Raw genomic sequence first — 16,848 nt, forward strand, 5'->3', positions numbered from 1 at the left:
GCCGCAAAACCTGCCCTGTCCGCCGATCCTCGACCGGTCCGGCCGGGCACCGTCATGACAGTTGCCGCATTTCGTGAGAGCTTCCTCCCACCCACGCCGGCTCCGGCTCCGGCTTTCGGCGCAGCAGCAAAAGGACCTTGCGATGACCACCAATTCCGCCTCCGCCCGCTACGAAGGACTCGGCAAGGACGGCAAGGGTTCGATCACCACCCGCTCGGGCGTGCTGTCGGACCAGCCCTACGGCTTCGGCACCCGCTTTGAAGGCAAGCCCGGCACCAATCCCGAAGAACTGATCGCCGCCGCTCATGCCGCCTGTTTCACGATGGCCACCAGCTTCGGCCTCGCCAAGGCCGGCTATGCGGACGGCACGCTCGACACCCAGTGCACGGTGACGCTCGACCAGGCCGATGGCGGCTTCGCGGTCACGAAGTCGGCGCTGGTGCTCAAGGGCGCGATCCCGGGCATTTCTGCCGAAGACTTCGCCAAGATCGCCGAGGAGGCGGAACAGAACTGTCCGATCTCCAAGCTGCTGGACTGCGAGATCACACTCGAGAAGTCGCTGGAAAGCTGAGGCCGGCGGGACGGTCGGCGCCCGTGGCGGCGCCAGCCGTCCCGGCGTGGGACTCCGGCCCCTGGGGACCTTGCCCCCCAGGGAACGGGAGAATGCCCCGGGCGTTGTGAGAGCGGAGGACAACCAACAGAGGATCGCCCTTGGCACACCGTACTTCGCTGACCGCAGGCGCCGTCGTCGCTGCGGCAGGCGCCATTACCCTGGGGGCACTGACCGGCGCCGTCCTGCCCGCCGGAACCGATCGCGCTTCCGCCCGCGCCGACCGGCCCGCCCCGACCCATAGAGGCGCCGCTGCCACAGCCGAGCCGGCCCAAACGCAGTTGCCCCAAACACAGTTGCCCCAGACACACTTCGCCGCACCCGAAGTGACGGCCGCCCGCCAGGAACCGAGCGCCCGGATTCCGCTGGCGCCCTGAGCGGCGTGGACGGACCGCCCCCGATGCTTCCGCCGCCTTAACGGGCGGCAACCTTATCTGGCAGGTGCACGGTCGCTCGCGGCGCAGCCCTTGCGCAATTCGTCTCCGATCTTGAGCAGGGCGCTGAACGGATAGTGCTTGTCCGACATGCCGTCGCTGCACGGCCCCGGCCCGATCGCCAGCGTGAAGGAGCGCACCGTTTGCCCATCATGGGCGCCGCCGGTTGCGCCGCCTTCCAGCTCGCCGCTGTAGGACAGGCCGCCACGTCCGGCGAAGCGGCTGACCCGGCCCTGTTCGCCATCCGGGGATTCGGGAGTGCGATAGGTCAGCACCTCACCGCGAATCTCGGCGTTCCAGAACGGTTCCGTGCCGATGATTCGCACCCCCTCACCCGCCGCGATGCCGTTCCACGGCCGGTGGTCGTCGCGATCGCCGGGGACCGCATGGGCACCGCTGCTGTCATGACATGACGCCAGCAGAACACTCGCCGTCAGCACCAGCACGCAGGCGATAGAGCGCCCGGCCGCAGCCTGGCGCCGGGTCTCCCAAGTATCGGATCGCATTGGCATCCTGCCAGCCTACCGGCGCCCGGAAGCCCCGGCAAGAGCCGGCCGGCGCCCCCTCCGATTGCAGTGACTGCATCCTGCAAGAATGCCCTCCGGTCAGCCCCGGCTCCGCCACCGAGGCCGAAATTTCCCGAAATGACACGGTTTATCGGCCACGGAGGCTAAGCGCATAACTTGTCGGAGTTTTTCCTTTGAGTTGCACTTTTCTCAACACTGGTGGCATTTGTTGCCATTGCGAACAACTGGCCCGCGACACATGTTGCACTGCAACAAGATAAGAGATGCCCCAAGGCAATCTCCCGCTTCTTGAGAAAAAGGATTTTGCCATGTTCAAGACTGTCTTTGCCGGTGCCGCCGCTCTTGCCGCCGTTTTCGCCACCTCTGCCCAGGCCGAAGACGCCCGCAGCTTCTCGCATGACGGCGTTCACTACAACTACACCACCGCCCAGAAGGGCAAGGTGACCGTGATCTCGGGCACCGCTTCGGGCCAGGTTCCGTTCCGCCTCTACGTCAGCGGCAACCGCGTGACCGGCACCTACAACTCGCGCAACGTCGACTTCCGTCTGGCCGACGCCCGCAACGCGCTCGCCGCCGAGCAGGCTGCCGCCCTCACCCAGTAAGGGGGAGGCGTCGCTGCCGCCCCGCCGGGCAGGCCAGCGTAGCCACTGATTGTAAAAAGGCCGCCGCTCCCCTGGGAACGGCGGCCTTTTTGCATGTCCGGTCGGTCCCCTGGCGCCGGACCGAAAGACAAAACGCGCTTCAATGCCGCCGGTCGAGCAGGGCCTTGTGGGAGACGAGGCGAATTTCGAGATCGCCGTCGTCGTCGACCCCGTGTGTCTCGGCGATCCGGGCCCGCAGCACGGCGATCTCGTCCTCGCCGAGATCCGCGCCGATCGGGTAGCGGGCGATCACCAGCCCATCGACGACATCGACCACGCTGAAGTGGCTCGACAGGCAGGCCGCCGCCAGGGCATCGAGGTCCAGCCCTTCGGCCAGGCTCCAGGTCTTGCCCTCGCGCGAGCGGATCTCCTTGCGGCAAAACCGGCAGGTACACAGCACTGAGCCGTCTTCCTCCCGCCGTCGCCGTCCCTCGGGCTGATGCGCGCCCTTGAACCAGCAAGGTGTCATCGCAAAGCTGTCGCGCCGTGTGTACATCTTCTAAAATACCCTCACGGATTGAACTTAATCGTTTCACAAGGCCTCTTGCCGCGCGGTTATCGGCGGCATGCGGAACGATGCGGAGTTCGGGAAGCGCGCCTGCCATGGCGCCTTTCCATTCACCGCACCGACAGGGCAGGCGGGCTACCCGCCCTGCCGGAAACCAGGGCACGCAGACGGGACGCAAGGGATTATGGGTGCAGGTAAATGGATGGTTCTGCTGCTCGTGGCGGGACTCGGCGCGGGCGCAGGACTGGGTGTCGTCGCCGGCGGCCTCACCGCCGGGCCGCTGCGCCACTGGACCGAGCGCTTCGGCCAACATGACACGGCGCAAGGCAGCGACTTCGTGCGCTTCGAAGGCGCCGGCGGCGACACCGCGCAGGATCGCGGCAGCCTGCACCGTCACGGCTACGACGACGAACAGGGCTATCCGCTCGAAGGCAGCGGCGAGGACTTCGCCTATGCCTCGCCGCCCGGCGCTCCGGCCTTCCAGCAGGCGCCGCCACCGGACCAGATGATGGTCCTGCGGGGGCCGGACGGAAGTTACCGCCCGATGGGCTGGGCAGATCGCGACGATCTTGGCGACGACCGGGACGACAATGCCTATGCCCCGCCGGCCTTCCGCCAGCGCCAGTTCACACCGACACCGCAAGCCCTGCCGCTCTCTCGCTCACCCGCTGCGCGCCTGCCTGCCTCTCCCCCGCTCGACGATGCCGCTGCAGCCGCAGCCGCCCGCGCCCGCGCCGCCGCCGACGACGTGACCGCTGCCGAACACGCGACAAGCTAGGCCGTCAACTCATCCATGAATGCCCGCAGGGCCACTTCCATGGCTGTGCCAGCCCGCCTCTAAGCCAGCGTCAGGAAGATCTCCGCCTCGATCACCCAGTCGCCGCCCGCCTCGCGCCATTTGGCGACATAACTGCCCGAAGCGGTAGTGGTGCCTGCTGCATCGCGGCCCTGCCAGGCGCCGTATTCCATGGCGACCGGCAGGGCCTGCGAAATCTCCAGGCGTTCGGGCGTACGGACATAGACCATGCGCCCGCTGTCCGCGAACTCGCGGCGCCAGACTTTCACCTGCCCCATGCGCCCGGCAATCACCGCGCTGTCGCTGCCCGTCACCATCACGCAGTCGCGTGCGAGGATCGGGCCGATCGCAGCCGCATCGCCATCGGCAATCGCCCGGTTGAAGGCAGCGCGGCGCGCGCGGATCGCCAGTTCGGCGGAAACATCGGCGGAAGCAAGGTTTGTCGGAAGGTCTTTGGCCATGCCCGCCTTGTGCCAGTCGGCGCACGGTGTTTCCAGTGCGATGGCGCGTCTCGCCCCTGCCACTCTCCGCAATATGGCGGCGCTTTCTGTTAAGGGCGGGTTACAAAACCCGCGCCCATGGGCTAGTGGTTCGATTCTGACATGTGCGACCCTATCGCAAAGGGCGCGCTCAAATGTCAGAATCTTTTCGAGCCACTAGCATTTATGTGATCCTAGTGGATTTTGCGATTTTGACAGGTGCAAACCCATCCCATCCGCCAGGGGATGCAAATGTCAAAATCAATCCACTAGAGAGCGCTCGGACCGCTTGGTCCGTAAAAGGGATCTGCACCTAGACAATGGCCAAGAATACCGGCCGGAGCCGCTCGCCCGGCGAGCCCTCCTCGAATCCGAACCGCTCGAAACCGCAGCAATCGTCGTTCCTCGGCCGTCTTGCGCGGCGCGTGGCCATCTGGGGCGGCGCACTGGTCCTGCTGGCCGCGATCGGCCTCGGCACCGCGGTGGCCGTGACGATGAGCCAGTTGCCCGCCTTCGACGCGCTCAAGAGCAGCCAGAACGGCCAGATGATCGTCGTGCGTGCGCGTGACGGCAGCGAACTCGTCTCGCTCGGGCCGAGCTATGGCAAGTGGCTGAGCTACAACGAGATCCCGCCGGTCATGCGCGGCGCGATGGTCTCGGTTGAGGATCGCCGCTTCCGCGAGCATATCGGCGTCGACGCGCTTGGCCTGGTCCGCGCGGTCTACGTCTCGCTGACCACCGGTGGCCGCGCCAAGGCCACCTCGACGATCACCCAGCAGCTTGCCCGCAACGTGTTCCTCAACAACAGCCGCTCGATGACCCGCAAGGCCCGCGAAGCGGTGCTGGCACTGGCGCTGGAACGCAAGTTCTCCAAGGACCAGATCCTCGAACTCTACCTCAACAAGGTCTATTTCGGTGGCGGCGCCTATGGCATCGACGCGGCCAGCCGCAAGTTCTTCGGCCACCCCGCCACCGAACTGTCGACTGCCGAGGCCGCGATCATCGCCGGTCTGGTGAAGGCCCCTTCGAACTACTCGCCCACGGCAGACCTCGACGCCGCCAAGTCGCGCGGCGAAGTGGTGCTGGGCCTGATGGTCAAGAACGGCGCGATCACGCAGGCAGACGCCGACCGGGCCGACATTGCCGACGTTGCCGTGGTCCACGAGAAGGGCCAGAATTCGGTCCGCTACTTCACCGACTGGGCGCTGCCGCAGCTCGACATGCTGCTGCCTGACACCAACGAGCCGATCGAGGTCTGGACCACGCTCGACCCGAAGATGCAGCAGGCCGCCACCAATTCGATCACCGCCAATGCCCCGAGCGGAGCGCAGGGCGCGCTGGTCAGCCTTGACCGCGACGGCGCCGTGCTCGCCATGGTCGGCGGCACCGACTACGTGAACTCGAACTACAATCGCGCCACCAATGCCGTGCGCCAACCCGGTTCGTCGTGGAAGCTGTTTGTCTATCTCTCGGCGCTCGAAGCCGGTTATACCCCCGACGACCGGGTGATGGACGAACCGGTCACCATCGACGGGTGGAGCCCGCAGAACGACGGCCGCAACTTCGCCGGCCAGATCGACATCCGCACCGCCTTTGCCTATTCGAAAAACACCGTCGCCGCCCAGCTCGGCAACGAAGTGGGCTTCGGCACGGTTGCCTCGATGGCGCGCCGCTTCGGCATCACCACCCCGATCAACACCAAGCCGGCGATGGTGCTGGGCACATCCGAAGTGCGGGTGATCGACATGACCCGCGCCTTCGCGGCGATCTCCGCGGGTGGTACCTCGGTCGAGCCCTACGGCATCGTCAAGGTCACCACCACCTCGGGCGAAGTGCTCTACCAGCACAAGTCGGCGCGCGGCCAGGTGCTCGTCCCGCCCAACGTTGCTGCCGAGATCACCGACCTGCTGCAGACAACGGTCGCCACCGGTACCGGCCGCGCCGCGCAGATCGGGCGCCCTGTAGCCGGCAAGACCGGCACCACCAGCTCGAACAAGGACGGATGGTTCCTCGGCTTCTCCAGCGGCATCACCACCGGCGTGTGGATGGGCCGCGACGATGCCAAGCCCGTCCGCGGGCTCTCCGGCGGCCATGCCCCGGCGCGCGCCTTTGCCGACTACATGAAGGTTGCCGTCTCGACCCGCCCGGTCGAGCAGTTCCAGACCGAAGTCAAGCTGCCCGAATGGCAGCTGGAACCCGACGACGAAGCCCTGCAGGGCAGCCCGGACGACTATTACTACGTCGACGAGAACGGCAACGTCGTCCATCCCGGCACCAATGGCGAGCAGAGCGACGACCAGCCCCGCTACGAGGATGGCAGCGTCGGTCCGGGCCCCGGCCCCGGTACCCCGCAGATGCCTGACTACGGCCCCGGTGCGGCATCGGCGCCCGGCCAGCGTACGCCCAGTAACGGCGGCAGCGGCAGTGGCGGCGGCTCCGGCAGCGTGCCACCTGCCGCCAGCCCCGACTTCCTCAACCGTGCCACCGGGCGCTCCTCCTCGGAGGAAAGCCAGCGCACGCGCCAGAACCCGGCCAACACCAACGCCCCGCGCGCCGTCCGCACCCCGGCTCCGGAACGCACCCCGGGCGCCTGACGCCGGATCGGCCAGACGATAAGGACACACGAAAAGGGGCCGGAAATCCGGCCCCTTTTTTATGCGCTGGTGCGCCCGTCGTCCGGGCTCAGCCTTCCGCCTCGGGCGTGAAGTCCAGCGAGGCGCTGTTGATGCAGTAGCGCAGGCCGGTCGGTGCGGGGCCATCGGGAAACACGTGGCCAAGGTGTCCCTCGCACCTGGCGCAGCGCACTTCGGTACGGATCATGCCATGCGAGGTATCGACATGCTCGTCGATTGCACCGGCCTCGGCAGGCGCGGTGTAGCTCGGCCAGCCGCAGCCTGAATTGAACTTGTCGTCCGACTGGAACAGCGGCGCCCCGCAGCCTGCACAAGTATAGAGCCCGGCCTGCTTGTTGCCGTCGTACTTGCCGGTGAAGGCGCGCTCGGTGCCGGCCTCGCGCAGCACATGATACTGCTCGGGGCTCAGCTTCTCGCGCCACTGCGCGTCGGTGAGATGGATCTTGTCGGTCATCGGCGTCTCCTTGTGCGCGCATATGGGAGGGCGGGGCCCGCCTTTCCAGTCTCCTTCAATGGCGATGCAACATCGCTGTGCCAGTGGGTCGATCCTGACATTTGCAAACCCATCCATCCGCCAGGGGATGCCAATGCCAAAATCAATCCACTAGAAGAATGTCTGGAATCGCTTGAGGAAACACCATGCGCGAACCGCGTGAAGGGGGACCACCCGCTCTCGGCCCCGGTCTGATCTGGGGCATCGAATTCACCCCCGAGGGCAACCGCGCGGTGGAAGACTGCAACAGCGCGCATGACGGTCGCCTGCGCTGGCTGCATCTCAACCTTGCCGATCACGGCACCCGCCAGTGGGTCGAGACCTCGCCCGAACTGCCCGCCGCCGCGCGCGAGGTCCTGCTCTCGCAGGACCGCCACCAGCGCGCGCTGGTCGATCCCATCACCGTTGCCTGCGTGCTGCACGATTTCGAGCGCGATTTCGATAGCGAGGACACCGGCCGGATCGGCGCGCTGCACATGGCACTGACCGGCAATCTGATCGTCTCGGCGCGCCATCATCCGGTCGGCTCGGCGGACATCGTCCATCGCCGCCTCAGCGGCAGCGAGATGGCGATGACGCCGCCGCGCGCGCTCGACATGATGGTGAGCGCGATGCTCGAGAACTTCGGCCGGGTGATCGCCCGCCTCTCGGGCGAAGTGCAGGCCGCCGAGGACGCGCTGGTCGAAGACCGCCCGGTGCCCGGCAGTCACCGCCTGCTCGACGTGCGCCGCCGCCTCGCCCAGCTCCACCGGATGCTCGACGGCATGAAAAGCGTGTTCCGCCGGCTCGAGATCGACGATGACCTGCCCGCCGACATGCTGCCCACGGTCGAGAAACTCTCGCAGCGGGTACAAGGCGTGGGCGGCGACATCATCAGCGTGCTCAACCAGTTGCGCTCGGTGCGCGACGAGATCAACGACCAGTCGAACCAGCGGGTCAACCAGAACCTCTACCTGCTTTCGGTCATGACCGCGCTGATGCTGCCCGCCACGCTGGTGACCGGCATCTTCGGCATGAACACCGGCGACCTGCCGCTGGTCGGCCACCACGGCACCGTGGGTGCCACGGTGCTGGCGGCCGGATCGGCGCTGGCGACTTTCCTGTTCCTCAGGGGGCGCGGGTTCTTCCGTTAAAGCGCTTTCCAGTCAGGTGGGATCACCCGAGGCCCCGGAAAACGCGGAAACCGGAATCTCAGAGCGTCTCGTAGAGCGCCAGCATCCGCTGCCACGCCTTGTCCGCCGCATCCGGATCCCACGAGGGAGAATCGGGCACGCACCAACCATGGTCGGCAGGATAGACCTCGACTTCGGCGGGCCGGCTTGCAGCGGCGGCGGCCTTCTGCAGTTCGGTCTTCTGGTCGGGCTGCCTGGCGTCGTCGTTGCGGGCGATGGCAAAGAGGAACCCGGCCCGCGTCCCGGCGATCAGGCGGTGCGGACTGTCCGGCGCATCGCTCACCAGCCCCGCCCCGTGGAGCGATGCGGCGGCGTGCACATGCGAAGGCTCGGCCGCGGCGGTGCGCACGGTGAACGGCCCGCCCATGCAATAGCCATGGCTGCCGATGCCGCGCTTGCCGTCAACCGCTGGATCGCCCCGCAAGAAGGCGACATAGGCCCGGGCATCGCGGGTGATAGCAGCGGGGGTCAGCGCCGCGCGCAGCGGCGCGACCTTGGCCTGGCCTTCCGCCGTGCGGTAGTCCGAGAAGCTCTCGAAGGTCGGCGCCGGGCCGCCGCGGTAATAGGGGTTCACGCATAGCACCGCGTAGCCTTCCGCCGCGAGCCGGCGCGCCATGATCTTTTTCACCTCGCGCAGACCGGCAATGTCGGGCCACATGATGATGCCGGGATGGGCGCCCTTGGCCGGGTGCACGAAAAAGGCATCGGCCACACCGTCGTCGGTGGTGATCGAGACCATCTTTTCCTGCACGTCGCTGCCGGTGGACTTGGGGCCCAGCCCGGCGGCGCAGCCCGCCAGGGCCATGCTGGCGCCCAGCGCGGAAAATTCGCGGCGGTTCAGCCCGCGGCGGGCAAGGTTGGCCTCTTCGGCCTCGGCGGTGAAATCGTCACACATCGACAGGGCGGGTCCGCTGCTGGTTCGAGAAAGGCGTCTAGGCTAGCCCGCGGCGCGGCGGATGGCCAGTCCCGCCCCGAGCAGCCAGCGTCAGAGCGCGCCGTGGAAGTTCAGCTCGATGTTCACCGCATTGGGATCGACGAGAAAGATCTGCGCAAGGCCCAGGGCAGGATGCTCGTTCACCCGGTGCGGCAGGCCGAGCGCCTCGATCCTTGCGCGCATCTGCGCGTAGCCCGCGCAGCGCAGCGCAAAATGGTGAAGCGCATTGGTCGGCTCACCGGGGCGGTAGGCGTCGTAGCGCCCGCGCGCGGTCGTGCGGTCGACCAGATGGACAACCGCGTTGCCCTCGCCGTCACGCATCCAGTACCCGGCGATATGCACGGCAACGGTCGGGTTGGGGCTGCGGGAGAGGCCCAGCACGTCCTCGTAGAAACGGGCCGTGGCCTCAAGGTCGTCGGTCAGGACATTGACGTGATCGATACCGCTGACCGCCATAAATCCCTCTTACCCTCTGAATACGACCGTGCGCGAGCCGTTCAGCAGCACGCGGTCCTCAAGATGCAGCCGCACCGCCTCGGCCAGCACGCGCCGCTCGATGTCGCGGCCCTTGCGCACCATGTCCTCGGGCGTGTCGGCGTGAGTCACGGCTTCCACATCCTGATGGATGATCGGCCCTTCGTCGAGGTCGGCGGTGACGTAGTGCGCCGTTGCCCCGATCATCTTCACCCCGCGCGCATGGGCCTGATGGTAGGGCTTGGCGCCCTTGAAGCCGGGCAGGAACGAGTGGTGGATGTTGATGCAGCGGCCCGAGAGGAACGCCGCCATCTCGTCCGACAGGATCTGCATGTAGCGGGCCAGCACGACGAGTTCCGCGCGGGTCTCGTTCACCAGCGCGCGGATCTGCGCTTCCTGCGCGGCCTTGGTGTCCTTCGTCACCGGCAGGTGATGGAACGGCACGTCGCCGATCATCAGCGAACTGATCGCCTCACGCGGGTGGTTGGAGACGATGCCGACGACCTCCATCGGCATCTCGCCGATGCGCTGGCGGTAGAGCAGGTCGGCCAGGCAATGGTCGAACTTGCTGACCAGCAGCAGCACCCGGCGCGGCCGGTCGCGGCGGGTCATCGACCAGGCCATGCCGTATTCATGCGCGATCGGGCCGAAGCCTTCGCTGAATTCCTCGCGGTTGGCGGTGCCCGGATCGAAGGCGACCCGCATGAAGAACTTGTCTTCATCGAGGTCGTTGAACTGCTGCGCCTCGATGATGTTGCCCCCGGCCTGGGCAAGGTATCCGGTCACCCGGGCAACGATGCCCGGGCGATCGGCGCAGGACAGCGCGAGGACCAGCGGCTGCGACTTCGTCTCGGGCATCGCGGCAGGCCTCAGGCGGCCGCGCGGCTGGCGAGGGCCGCTTCGGATTCGGCCATGAGCGCGGCGATGATGTCGGCCACCGGCTCTTCCTTGCTGACCATGCCGACCGACTGGCCGGCCATGATCGAGCCGTTCTCGACATCGCCCTCGATCACCGCGCGGCGCAGTGCGCCCGCCCAGAAGTGCTCGATCTTGAGCTGGGCCTCGCCCATGTCGACTTCACCGGCATCGAGCAGACGCGCCACTTCGATCTGCTTGGCGGTGAATTCCTCGGTGCCCTTGTTCTTGAGCGCGCGCACCGGGATCACCGGCAGGCGCGGATCGACCTGGACCGAGGCCACGGCATCGCGGGCATTGGCGCGGAAGAACGCCTTCTTGAAGTCCGGGTGCGCGATCGATTCGCTGGCACAGGCGAACCGGGTGCCGAGCTGCACGCCCGCTGCGCCCATCTCGAGGTAACCGGCCATCGCCTCGCCGCGGCCGATGCCGCCGGCCACGAACACCAGATGCTCCTCGGCCAGCGCCGGCAGGATTTCCTGCGCCAGCACCGAGGTCGAGACCGGGCCGATGTGGCCGCCCGCTTCCATGCCCTCGATCACCAGCGCATCCGCGCCCGAGCGCAGCAGCTTCTTGCCCAGCGCCAGCGTCGGCGCGAAGCAGATCACCTTGGCGCCCGATTCCTTGATCGCTTCCACGCTGCCCTTGGGCGGAATGCCGCCTGCCAGCACGACATGGCTGACACCGTGCTTTGCGCAGACCTCGATCAGCTCGAACAGCTGCGGGTGCATGGTGATCAGGTTGACACCAAACGGCTTGTCGGTCAGGGCGCGCGTCCCGGCGATCTCCCTGTCGAGAAGCTCGGGATTCATCGCCCCGCAAGCGATCACGCCGAAACCGCCGGCATTGCTGATCGCCGAAACCAGATTGCGTTCGGAAACCCAGGACATGGCGCCGCACAGGATCGCGTATTCGCTGCCAAGAAATTCACGGCCCCGCGCCATCAGCGCGGCGGTCTTAGAGGTGGCGGCCATCGATGCTCCCATAGCCCGCAGTCATAAACGAGCCTGCGCCATAGGATGAGGAATGCCGCCGCACAAGCGGCAGCACCCGCACCGCGCCCACTTGCGCCCGTCTATAATGCCTTTTGATCGATCAAAACCTCCGGACTCCCCCCCTATGTCGAAAGCCTCCCGCCGCAGCACCCTGCTCCAGCCCTCGAGCCTGTTCCTCCTCATGTTGGCCGCCGTTTCCGGCCTGGTGATCGCCTGGCTGGCGATCGAGCGCGTGCAAACCGCCACCCCGGCAGCCGGGATCGCCGTCCCCCAGGACACCTCGCTGCGCTTCGCAGCCCTGCCGCAAAGCGCACGCAGCGCCCTTCTCGACATCGAGGTCTCCGCCGCCCGCACGGCGACCCGCCTCGACGACAAACATGAAGACCGCGCCCTGGCCACCGCCCAGCTTGCCTCGCTCGCCAGCTCGGTCGACGGGCTCGAGCAAGGCGTGCCGGCGCCCATGCGCGAGACGATCGCGGCGGGCATCGCCCGTGCGCGCGATGCCGCGGCGCAGGGCGAAACCGAAGAGGCCGCCCGCATCCTGAACGACCTGAGCACCCGCATGGCGGCCGCCCGCTCGGCCTGAGCGGGCCGGCCACTGCGCCCCTTCGTCCCTACGACTTAGGTGGCACTTGATCTGGCCGCCCCATGGTGAGAGCCATGGGGAGATGGATGCCAGAACTCTCTACGCCGCCCGCCTGACCACCGCCGACAGAGCGGTCGAGGCGATCGCCAGCAACAGCAACCTTGCCATGGGCATGGTCGTGGCCGAACCCCCTGCCCTGCTTGCCGCGCTTGCCCGCCGGGCCGAAGCGGGAACGCTCACCGGCCTGCGTGTCTGGTATCTGCTTTCGCAGGCCCACGCCGGGTCGACGATCCTGCGGCGCGACCTGCTTGGCCGCATCCGCCCTCAATGCCTTTTCATGAGCGGGGTGGAACGTGCGCTCATCAAGGCCGACCCTGCCGCCGAGGCCTTGATCGACTTCGTGCCCACCGCCTTCAGCGGCTCTCCGCGGGTGATGTGCGCAGAAGTGGGCATGGATGCCTGCGTGCTTGCGGTCTCGCCGATGGACGCCGACGGCTATTTCAGCTTCGGCGCCGCCAACGACTATACCTCCGCCGCCGCCCATAGCGCGAAGACGGTGATCGTCGAGGTCAATCCTGCGATGCCGCGCGTCGCCTGCCCGGCGCCGCTGCACATCTCGCAGGTCACCGCCGTGGTCGAGAACCATGCGCCGCTGCTCGGCTTCGCAGAAGCCGAGGCCGCCCCCGAGGACGAGGCCATCGCCGCGCTGATCGCGGAAATGATCGATGATGGCGCCTGCCTGCAGATGGGCATCGGCAACCTGCCCGGCGCTGTCTGCCGCCGCATCGCGAACCGGCGCGACCTGGGCATCCATACCGAACTGCTCACTCCGGCCCTCGCCCGTCTGGCGCAGCAAGGGGCGGTCACCAATCGCCTGAAGACGACGCAGCCGGGCCTCAGCGTCTATTCCTTCGCGATGGGCGACGATCCCTTCTACCGCTGGCTGGACGCCAATCCGCATGTCTATTCGATGCCGGTCGACGTGGTGAACGATCCCGCCGTGATCGCTCGGAACGACAAGATGGTCTCGGTCAACGCGACCATCCAGGTCGACCTGCAAGGTGCCTGCAATTCCGAATTCATGGGCGGACACCAGCACTCGGCCGCAGGCGGCCAGCTCGACTTCGTGCGCGGGGCCAATGCGTCGACAGGCGGGGTCTCGGTGATCGCCTGCCGCTCGACGGCAAAGGGCGGCACCGTCAGCCGCATCGTGCCGCGCCTCGACGGCCCGGTGACGACCCCGCGCAACGACGTCCACTGGATCGTCACCGAGCACGGCGCCGCCAACTTGCGCGGCAAGACCTTGCGCCAGCGGGCGGAACTGCTGATCGGCCTTGCCGATCCGAAGTTCCGCGATGAACTGGCCAAAGCGCTCTGATACCGAAAGCGGAAAGCCTTGGCGCGCGCGATCAGATTGCCGTCGCGCCCAGACGCTCCACCCAGTCGGCGTGACGCTTCTTGAGTTCGCGCTCCCAGCCGAGGCCGATCTTCTCGGCGTCCACCGCTTCCAGCACATCGAAAGCGAAGGCCGCTGCCCCGTGCGTGTTCCATGCCTCCTGCAACGAACGCTGCGGCGTGGAGCCCAGCCGCAAGGTGAAGAATATCCGGTTGCGGATCGCCGGAAGGTTAGGCGCGCGCCCCACCCACACCTCTTCGCTGGCGGTACAGCGCAGCGCGTAGACGCCCGGTTCGGGTTTGCGTTCACGATATTCGGCGAGGGCCGCCTTGCGATCGGCACGATCCATGATTCGAGTCCCTGAAGTAATTTTTACCCGGATAAATTGACCTGGCCGCGATTTCAATTTACCCGGGCAAAAATATTTCAGGACCCCTTACATGACGCAGACCTGCACCGCCTTCCTCGGCACCACCCGCTTGGCGCACGGCACGCCCGCCGAGCTGATCGCCACTCTTTCAGGGCAGGAACAAGGCGTGCTGGTGTTCGACGACGCCACCGGCAGGCCTGTCGATCTCGACTGGCGGGGCCTTGCGCCCATTCCGCAAGAAAGCGAAGCACCGCGCCGTCGCGGCCGCCCGAAACTCGGCGTAACCGCGCGCGAGGTGACCTTGCTGCCCCGCCAGTGGGACTGGCTGGCCCAGCAACCCGGCGGTGCCTCGCAGGCCCTGCGCCGGCTTGTCGACGAGGCGCGCAAGACGGACGGCGGCCGCACCGCGAAACGCGCCGCCCACGAACGCGCCTACCGCGTAATGTCCGCGCTCGGCGGAGACCTGCCCGGTTTCGAGGAGGCAAGCCGCCTGCTCTTTGCAGACAGGCTGGAGGCGTTCGCCGCCGCCATGGCGGCATGGCCGGCAGACGTGCGCAATCACGTCTTCGAACTCGCGCAGCCATCTGTGGAAGACTGATACGAAAAAGGCGGCGCTCACCGCGCCGCCTTTCCCTGACTCAGACTGTTCGACCGCTCACCCTGAGCGTGTCGAAGGGTCAGGCCGCCGCGTCGAGCCCGTAAGCCGTGTGCAGCACGCGCACCGCCAGTTCGGTCTCGTCGGTGTCGATCAGGACCGAAACCTTGATCTCGCTGGTCGAGATGGCGATGATGTTGATGCCGCGATCGGCCAGCGTCTTGAACATGGTCGATGCGACGCCCGCGTGGCTGCGCATGCCGACGCCGACGACCGAGACCTTGGCGACATTGCTGTCGGCGATCATGCGGTAGAAGCCGATCGTTTCCTTGCGCTCTTCCAGCAGCGCCTGCGCGCGGACGAGATCGGCCTGCGGCACCGTGAAGGTGACGTCGGTCTCGCCCTTGTCCTTGGCGACGTTCTGGATGATCATGTCGACGTTGATGTTCTGCTCGGCCAGCGGCGCGAAGATCGCGGCCACCGCGCCCGGACGGTCCGGCACGCGGGTAAGGGTAACCTTGGCTTCGTTCTTGTCAGCGGCGATGCCGGTGATCAGCTGGCGTTCCATATCGCTTCCTTCAAGTTCTTCGTCGCTGACGATCATCGTTCCGGGGAGAGTGTCTGCCGCCGGGGCGTTCTCGTCGATGAACGAGGACAGCACCTGCACGCGCACGTTCTCCTTCATCGCGAGGGAGACCGAGCGGGTCTGCAGCACCTTCGAGCCGACCGAGGCCAGTTCGAGCATTTCTTCATAGGTCACCAGCGGCAGCTTGCGCGCCTTGGCGACGATGCGCGGGTCGGTGGTGTAGACGCCGTCGACGTCGGTGTAGATGTCGCAGCGGTCGGCCTTGACCGCCGCCGCCACGGCCACCGCCGAAGTGTCCGAACCGCCACGGCCCAGCGTGGTGATGCGATTGTCCGGTGAAACGCCCTGGAAGCCGGGGATCACCGCGATCTCGCCCGCCGCCATCGATGCCAGCAACGCTTCCGAATCGAAGTCCTCGATACGGGCCTTGGCGTGGGCATCGTCGGTCTTGATCGGCAATTGCCAGCCGAGCCACGAGCGGGCCTTGCAGCCCATGGCCTGCAGCGTCAGCGCCAGCAGGCCCGAAGTGACCTGCTCGCCCGATGCGACGACGACATCGTATTCGGCGGGATCGTAAAGCGCATTGGCCTCACGGCAGAAGTTGACGAGACGGTCGGTCTCGCCCGCCATCGCCGAAACGACGACCGCGACTTCGTGGCCGGCTTCCTGCTGACGTTTGACGATACCCGCCACGCGCCGGATTCGCTCGGTCCCGGCCATCGAAGTGCCGCCGAATTTCATCACGATACGTGCCAAGGTGCCGTTGCTCCCCGTGAGATTGTGCGCATGAACGATGCGCGTGTGGATAAGAGTTCGGCGGGCTGTTAGGGGGGAGTCATGGATAATGCAACTGCTTCGAACACGCCTTCCGGCGCAACAATCGATCCGAAGGAAGCCGCCCACTTCGGCGCGCTGGCGGCCGAGTGGTGGGATCCGAAGGGCACTTCGGCGATGCTCCACCAGCTCAACCCGGTGCGCCTCGGCTTCATCCGTGCCGAGATCGACCGGCATTTCGGTAGCGATTCCCGTGCCTTGAAGCCGCTCGCCGGCAAGCGCGCGCTCGATGCCGGCTGCGGTGCCGGGCTGCTCTGCGAACCGCTCGCCCGCCTCGGCGCGGCGGTGACGGGCGTGGACGCGGCGGCGCAGAACGTTGCGGCGGCCCGTGCCCATGCCGAAGCGATGGGGCTTCCCATCGATTACAGACACGGCGAACTGGGCGCGCTGGGGCTCTCGGCCTACGACCTCGTCTGCTCGCTGGAAGTGATCGAGCACGTGATCGACAAGGCGCTGTTCATCGGCCAGCTTGCCGGTGCACTGGCGGACGACGGGCTGATGATCCTGTCCTGCCCCAACCGCACCCCCGCCTCGCGCCTGCTGCTGGTCGAGGCGGCCGAGCGGCTGGGCAAAGTGCCGCGCGGCACGCACGACTGGCACCAGTTCGCCACGCCCGAGGAGCTACGTGAATTGGCCGAAGGCGCCGGCCTGACGCTGGGCGAGCCCAAGGGCATCGCATGGTCGCCCACGAAGGGGCTGCACCTGTCGGACGATCTCTCGCTGAACTTCATCGTGACGGCTGCGAAGAAGAAGTAAGGGATACAGCAGGGGGTCAACACCCCCTGCACCCCGATTACCGTCTCCGTGGTTCCTTGCACTATCCGCTGCGTGCTCAATGGCATTGCCGGGAGACCTGTTGGCTGCACCGCA

Annotated in this window: 20 protein-coding genes; 10 read left to right on the forward strand and 10 right to left on the reverse strand. The window is 66.9% G+C overall.

From position 1 onward, the window contains the following. Nucleotides 1-142 precede the first annotated feature (142 nt). Together OKA11_RS13670 and OKA11_RS13675 are read left to right on the forward strand one after the other, a co-directional pair. Nucleotides 143-571 (forward strand): OsmC family protein, encoded by a 429-nt coding sequence (locus OKA11_RS13670; RefSeq protein ID WP_267221168.1) that lies wholly within the window; start codon nt 143-145, stop codon nt 569-571. A gap of 140 nt (nt 572-711) precedes the next feature. Then, nucleotides 712-987, forward strand: a complete 276-nt coding sequence (locus OKA11_RS13675) for a hypothetical protein (protein WP_267221170.1) — start codon at nt 712-714, stop codon at nt 985-987. Between the two features lie 53 nt (nt 988-1,040). Here OKA11_RS13675 and OKA11_RS13680 read toward each other — a convergent pair whose 3' ends face one another. Continuing rightward, a complete protein-coding gene (locus tag OKA11_RS13680) occupies nt 1,041-1,550 on the reverse strand; it encodes a COG3650 family protein (RefSeq protein WP_267221172.1) in 510 nt (169 codons plus the stop codon). A gap of 329 nt (nt 1,551-1,879) precedes the next feature. Between OKA11_RS13680 and OKA11_RS13685 the strand changes: the two genes are divergently transcribed. Beyond that, nucleotides 1,880-2,173: a hypothetical protein gene (locus OKA11_RS13685; RefSeq protein ID WP_267221174.1), complete on the forward strand. Its 294-nt coding sequence runs from the start codon at nt 1,880-1,882 to the stop codon at nt 2,171-2,173. A 139-nt stretch (nt 2,174-2,312) separates the two neighbouring features. Here OKA11_RS13685 and OKA11_RS13690 read toward each other — a convergent pair whose 3' ends face one another. Further along, a complete protein-coding gene (locus OKA11_RS13690; RefSeq protein WP_267221176.1) occupies nt 2,313-2,708 on the reverse strand; it encodes a hypothetical protein in 396 nt (131 codons plus the stop codon). 214 nt (nt 2,709-2,922) lie between these two features. On the opposite strand from OKA11_RS13690, the gene OKA11_RS13695 reads away from it, so the two are divergent. Continuing rightward, nucleotides 2,923-3,498, forward strand: coding sequence for a hypothetical protein (locus OKA11_RS13695; protein ID WP_267221178.1), 576 nt, complete (start codon nt 2,923-2,925; stop codon nt 3,496-3,498). 59 nt (nt 3,499-3,557) lie between these two features. On the opposite strand, the gene OKA11_RS13700 is transcribed toward OKA11_RS13695, so the two are convergent. Further along, nucleotides 3,558-3,977, reverse strand: coding sequence for a DUF4440 domain-containing protein (locus tag OKA11_RS13700; protein ID WP_267221180.1), 420 nt, complete (start codon nt 3,975-3,977; stop codon nt 3,558-3,560). 338 nt (nt 3,978-4,315) lie between these two features. On the opposite strand from OKA11_RS13700, the gene OKA11_RS13705 reads away from it, so the two are divergent. Next, the gene (locus OKA11_RS13705; RefSeq protein WP_267221182.1) at nt 4,316-6,589 is read left to right on the forward strand and encodes a transglycosylase domain-containing protein; all 2,274 of its coding nucleotides are present in this window, start codon (nt 4,316-4,318) and stop codon (nt 6,587-6,589) included. Between the two features lie 88 nt (nt 6,590-6,677). On the opposite strand, the gene msrB is transcribed toward OKA11_RS13705, so the two are convergent. Next, a complete protein-coding gene (gene msrB / locus OKA11_RS13710; RefSeq protein WP_267221184.1) occupies nt 6,678-7,082 on the reverse strand; it encodes a peptide-methionine (R)-S-oxide reductase MsrB in 405 nt (134 codons plus the stop codon). A 185-nt stretch (nt 7,083-7,267) separates the two neighbouring features. On the opposite strand from msrB, the gene OKA11_RS13715 reads away from it, so the two are divergent. Continuing rightward, nucleotides 7,268-8,254: a CorA family divalent cation transporter gene (locus tag OKA11_RS13715; protein ID WP_267221186.1), complete on the forward strand. Its 987-nt coding sequence runs from the start codon at nt 7,268-7,270 to the stop codon at nt 8,252-8,254. A gap of 58 nt (nt 8,255-8,312) precedes the next feature. Here OKA11_RS13715 and OKA11_RS13720 read toward each other — a convergent pair whose 3' ends face one another. From OKA11_RS13720 to OKA11_RS13735, 4 genes are all read right to left on the reverse strand, one after another. Beyond that, a complete protein-coding gene (locus tag OKA11_RS13720) occupies nt 8,313-9,188 on the reverse strand; it encodes a dienelactone hydrolase family protein (protein ID WP_267221188.1) in 876 nt (291 codons plus the stop codon). A 90-nt stretch (nt 9,189-9,278) separates the two neighbouring features. Beyond that, nucleotides 9,279-9,683 (reverse strand): VOC family protein, encoded by a 405-nt coding sequence (locus OKA11_RS13725; RefSeq protein ID WP_267221190.1) that lies wholly within the window; start codon nt 9,681-9,683, stop codon nt 9,279-9,281. Between the two features lie 9 nt (nt 9,684-9,692). After that, nucleotides 9,693-10,559 (reverse strand): formyltetrahydrofolate deformylase, encoded by an 867-nt coding sequence (purU, locus tag OKA11_RS13730; RefSeq protein ID WP_267221192.1) that lies wholly within the window; start codon nt 10,557-10,559, stop codon nt 9,693-9,695. Between the two features lie 11 nt (nt 10,560-10,570). Next, nucleotides 10,571-11,590: an NAD(P)H-dependent flavin oxidoreductase gene (locus OKA11_RS13735; RefSeq protein WP_267221194.1), complete on the reverse strand. Its 1,020-nt coding sequence runs from the start codon at nt 11,588-11,590 to the stop codon at nt 10,571-10,573. A 145-nt stretch (nt 11,591-11,735) separates the two neighbouring features. Here OKA11_RS13735 and OKA11_RS13740 point away from each other — a divergent pair, with 145 nt between their 5' ends. Together OKA11_RS13740 and OKA11_RS13745 are read left to right on the forward strand one after the other, a co-directional pair. Beyond that, on the forward strand, nt 11,736-12,197 hold the full coding sequence (locus tag OKA11_RS13740) for a polysaccharide deacetylase family protein (protein ID WP_267221196.1): 462 nt from the start codon (nt 11,736-11,738) through the stop codon (nt 12,195-12,197). Between the two features lie 82 nt (nt 12,198-12,279). Continuing rightward, a complete protein-coding gene (locus OKA11_RS13745) occupies nt 12,280-13,575 on the forward strand; it encodes an acetyl-CoA hydrolase/transferase family protein (protein ID WP_267221197.1) in 1,296 nt (431 codons plus the stop codon). 31 nt (nt 13,576-13,606) lie between these two features. Here OKA11_RS13745 and OKA11_RS13750 read toward each other — a convergent pair whose 3' ends face one another. Further along, a complete protein-coding gene (locus tag OKA11_RS13750; RefSeq protein WP_267221199.1) occupies nt 13,607-13,942 on the reverse strand; it encodes a GIY-YIG nuclease family protein in 336 nt (111 codons plus the stop codon). Nucleotides 13,943-14,033: 91 nt separating this feature from the next. Here OKA11_RS13750 and OKA11_RS13755 point away from each other — a divergent pair, with 91 nt between their 5' ends. After that, a complete protein-coding gene (locus OKA11_RS13755; RefSeq protein ID WP_267221200.1) occupies nt 14,034-14,561 on the forward strand; it encodes a DUF2239 family protein in 528 nt (175 codons plus the stop codon). A 79-nt stretch (nt 14,562-14,640) separates the two neighbouring features. On the opposite strand, the gene OKA11_RS13760 is transcribed toward OKA11_RS13755, so the two are convergent. Further along, complete coding sequence (locus OKA11_RS13760; protein ID WP_142632070.1) at nt 14,641-15,900, reverse strand: aspartate kinase; 1,260 nt, start codon at nt 15,898-15,900, stop codon at nt 14,641-14,643. 81 nt (nt 15,901-15,981) lie between these two features. Between OKA11_RS13760 and ubiG the strand changes: the two genes are divergently transcribed. Beyond that, the gene (gene ubiG, locus OKA11_RS13765; RefSeq protein WP_267221202.1) at nt 15,982-16,734 is read left to right on the forward strand and encodes a bifunctional 2-polyprenyl-6-hydroxyphenol methylase/3-demethylubiquinol 3-O-methyltransferase UbiG; all 753 of its coding nucleotides are present in this window, start codon (nt 15,982-15,984) and stop codon (nt 16,732-16,734) included. Nucleotides 16,735-16,848 lie beyond the last annotated feature (114 nt).

Origin of the sequence: Novosphingobium clariflavum, assembly GCF_026420865.1 — a bacterium.
GTDB classification, from domain to species: Bacteria; Pseudomonadota; Alphaproteobacteria; order Sphingomonadales; family Sphingomonadaceae; genus Novosphingobium; species Novosphingobium clariflavum.

Bases quoted from the DNA above. Each gene is read 5' to 3' on its own strand.
- OKA11_RS13685 (WP_267221174.1), top strand. From the start codon at position 1,880: ATGTTCAAGACTGTCTTTGCCGGTGCCGCCGCTCTTGCCGCCGTTTTC.
- OKA11_RS13715 (WP_267221186.1), top strand. From the start codon at position 7,268: ATGCGCGAACCGCGTGAAGGGGGACCACCCGCTCTCGGCCCCGGTCTG.
- OKA11_RS13740 (WP_267221196.1), top strand. From the start codon at position 11,736: ATGTCGAAAGCCTCCCGCCGCAGCACCCTGCTCCAGCCCTCGAGCCTG.
- OKA11_RS13735 (WP_267221194.1), bottom strand. From the start codon at position 11,590: ATGGCCGCCACCTCTAAGACCGCCGCGCTGATGGCGCGGGGCCGTGAA.
- OKA11_RS13680 (WP_267221172.1), bottom strand. From the start codon at position 1,550: ATGCGATCCGATACTTGGGAGACCCGGCGCCAGGCTGCGGCCGGGCGC.
- OKA11_RS13750 (WP_267221199.1), bottom strand. From the start codon at position 13,942: ATGGATCGTGCCGATCGCAAGGCGGCCCTCGCCGAATATCGTGAACGC.
- OKA11_RS13755 (WP_267221200.1), top strand. From the start codon at position 14,034: ATGACGCAGACCTGCACCGCCTTCCTCGGCACCACCCGCTTGGCGCAC.
- OKA11_RS13720 (WP_267221188.1), bottom strand. From the start codon at position 9,188: ATGTGTGACGATTTCACCGCCGAGGCCGAAGAGGCCAACCTTGCCCGC.
- OKA11_RS13700 (WP_267221180.1), bottom strand. From the start codon at position 3,977: ATGGCCAAAGACCTTCCGACAAACCTTGCTTCCGCCGATGTTTCCGCC.
- OKA11_RS13690 (WP_267221176.1), bottom strand. From the start codon at position 2,708: ATGTACACACGGCGCGACAGCTTTGCGATGACACCTTGCTGGTTCAAG.
- OKA11_RS13670 (WP_267221168.1), top strand. From the start codon at position 143: ATGACCACCAATTCCGCCTCCGCCCGCTACGAAGGACTCGGCAAGGAC.
- OKA11_RS13745 (WP_267221197.1), top strand. From the start codon at position 12,280: ATGGATGCCAGAACTCTCTACGCCGCCCGCCTGACCACCGCCGACAGA.
- msrB (WP_267221184.1), bottom strand. From the start codon at position 7,082: ATGACCGACAAGATCCATCTCACCGACGCGCAGTGGCGCGAGAAGCTG.
- ubiG (WP_267221202.1), top strand. From the start codon at position 15,982: ATGGATAATGCAACTGCTTCGAACACGCCTTCCGGCGCAACAATCGAT.
- OKA11_RS13725 (WP_267221190.1), bottom strand. From the start codon at position 9,683: ATGGCGGTCAGCGGTATCGATCACGTCAATGTCCTGACCGACGACCTT.
- purU (WP_267221192.1), bottom strand. From the start codon at position 10,559: ATGCCCGAGACGAAGTCGCAGCCGCTGGTCCTCGCGCTGTCCTGCGCC.
- OKA11_RS13705 (WP_267221182.1), top strand. From the start codon at position 4,316: ATGGCCAAGAATACCGGCCGGAGCCGCTCGCCCGGCGAGCCCTCCTCG.
- OKA11_RS13695 (WP_267221178.1), top strand. From the start codon at position 2,923: ATGGTTCTGCTGCTCGTGGCGGGACTCGGCGCGGGCGCAGGACTGGGT.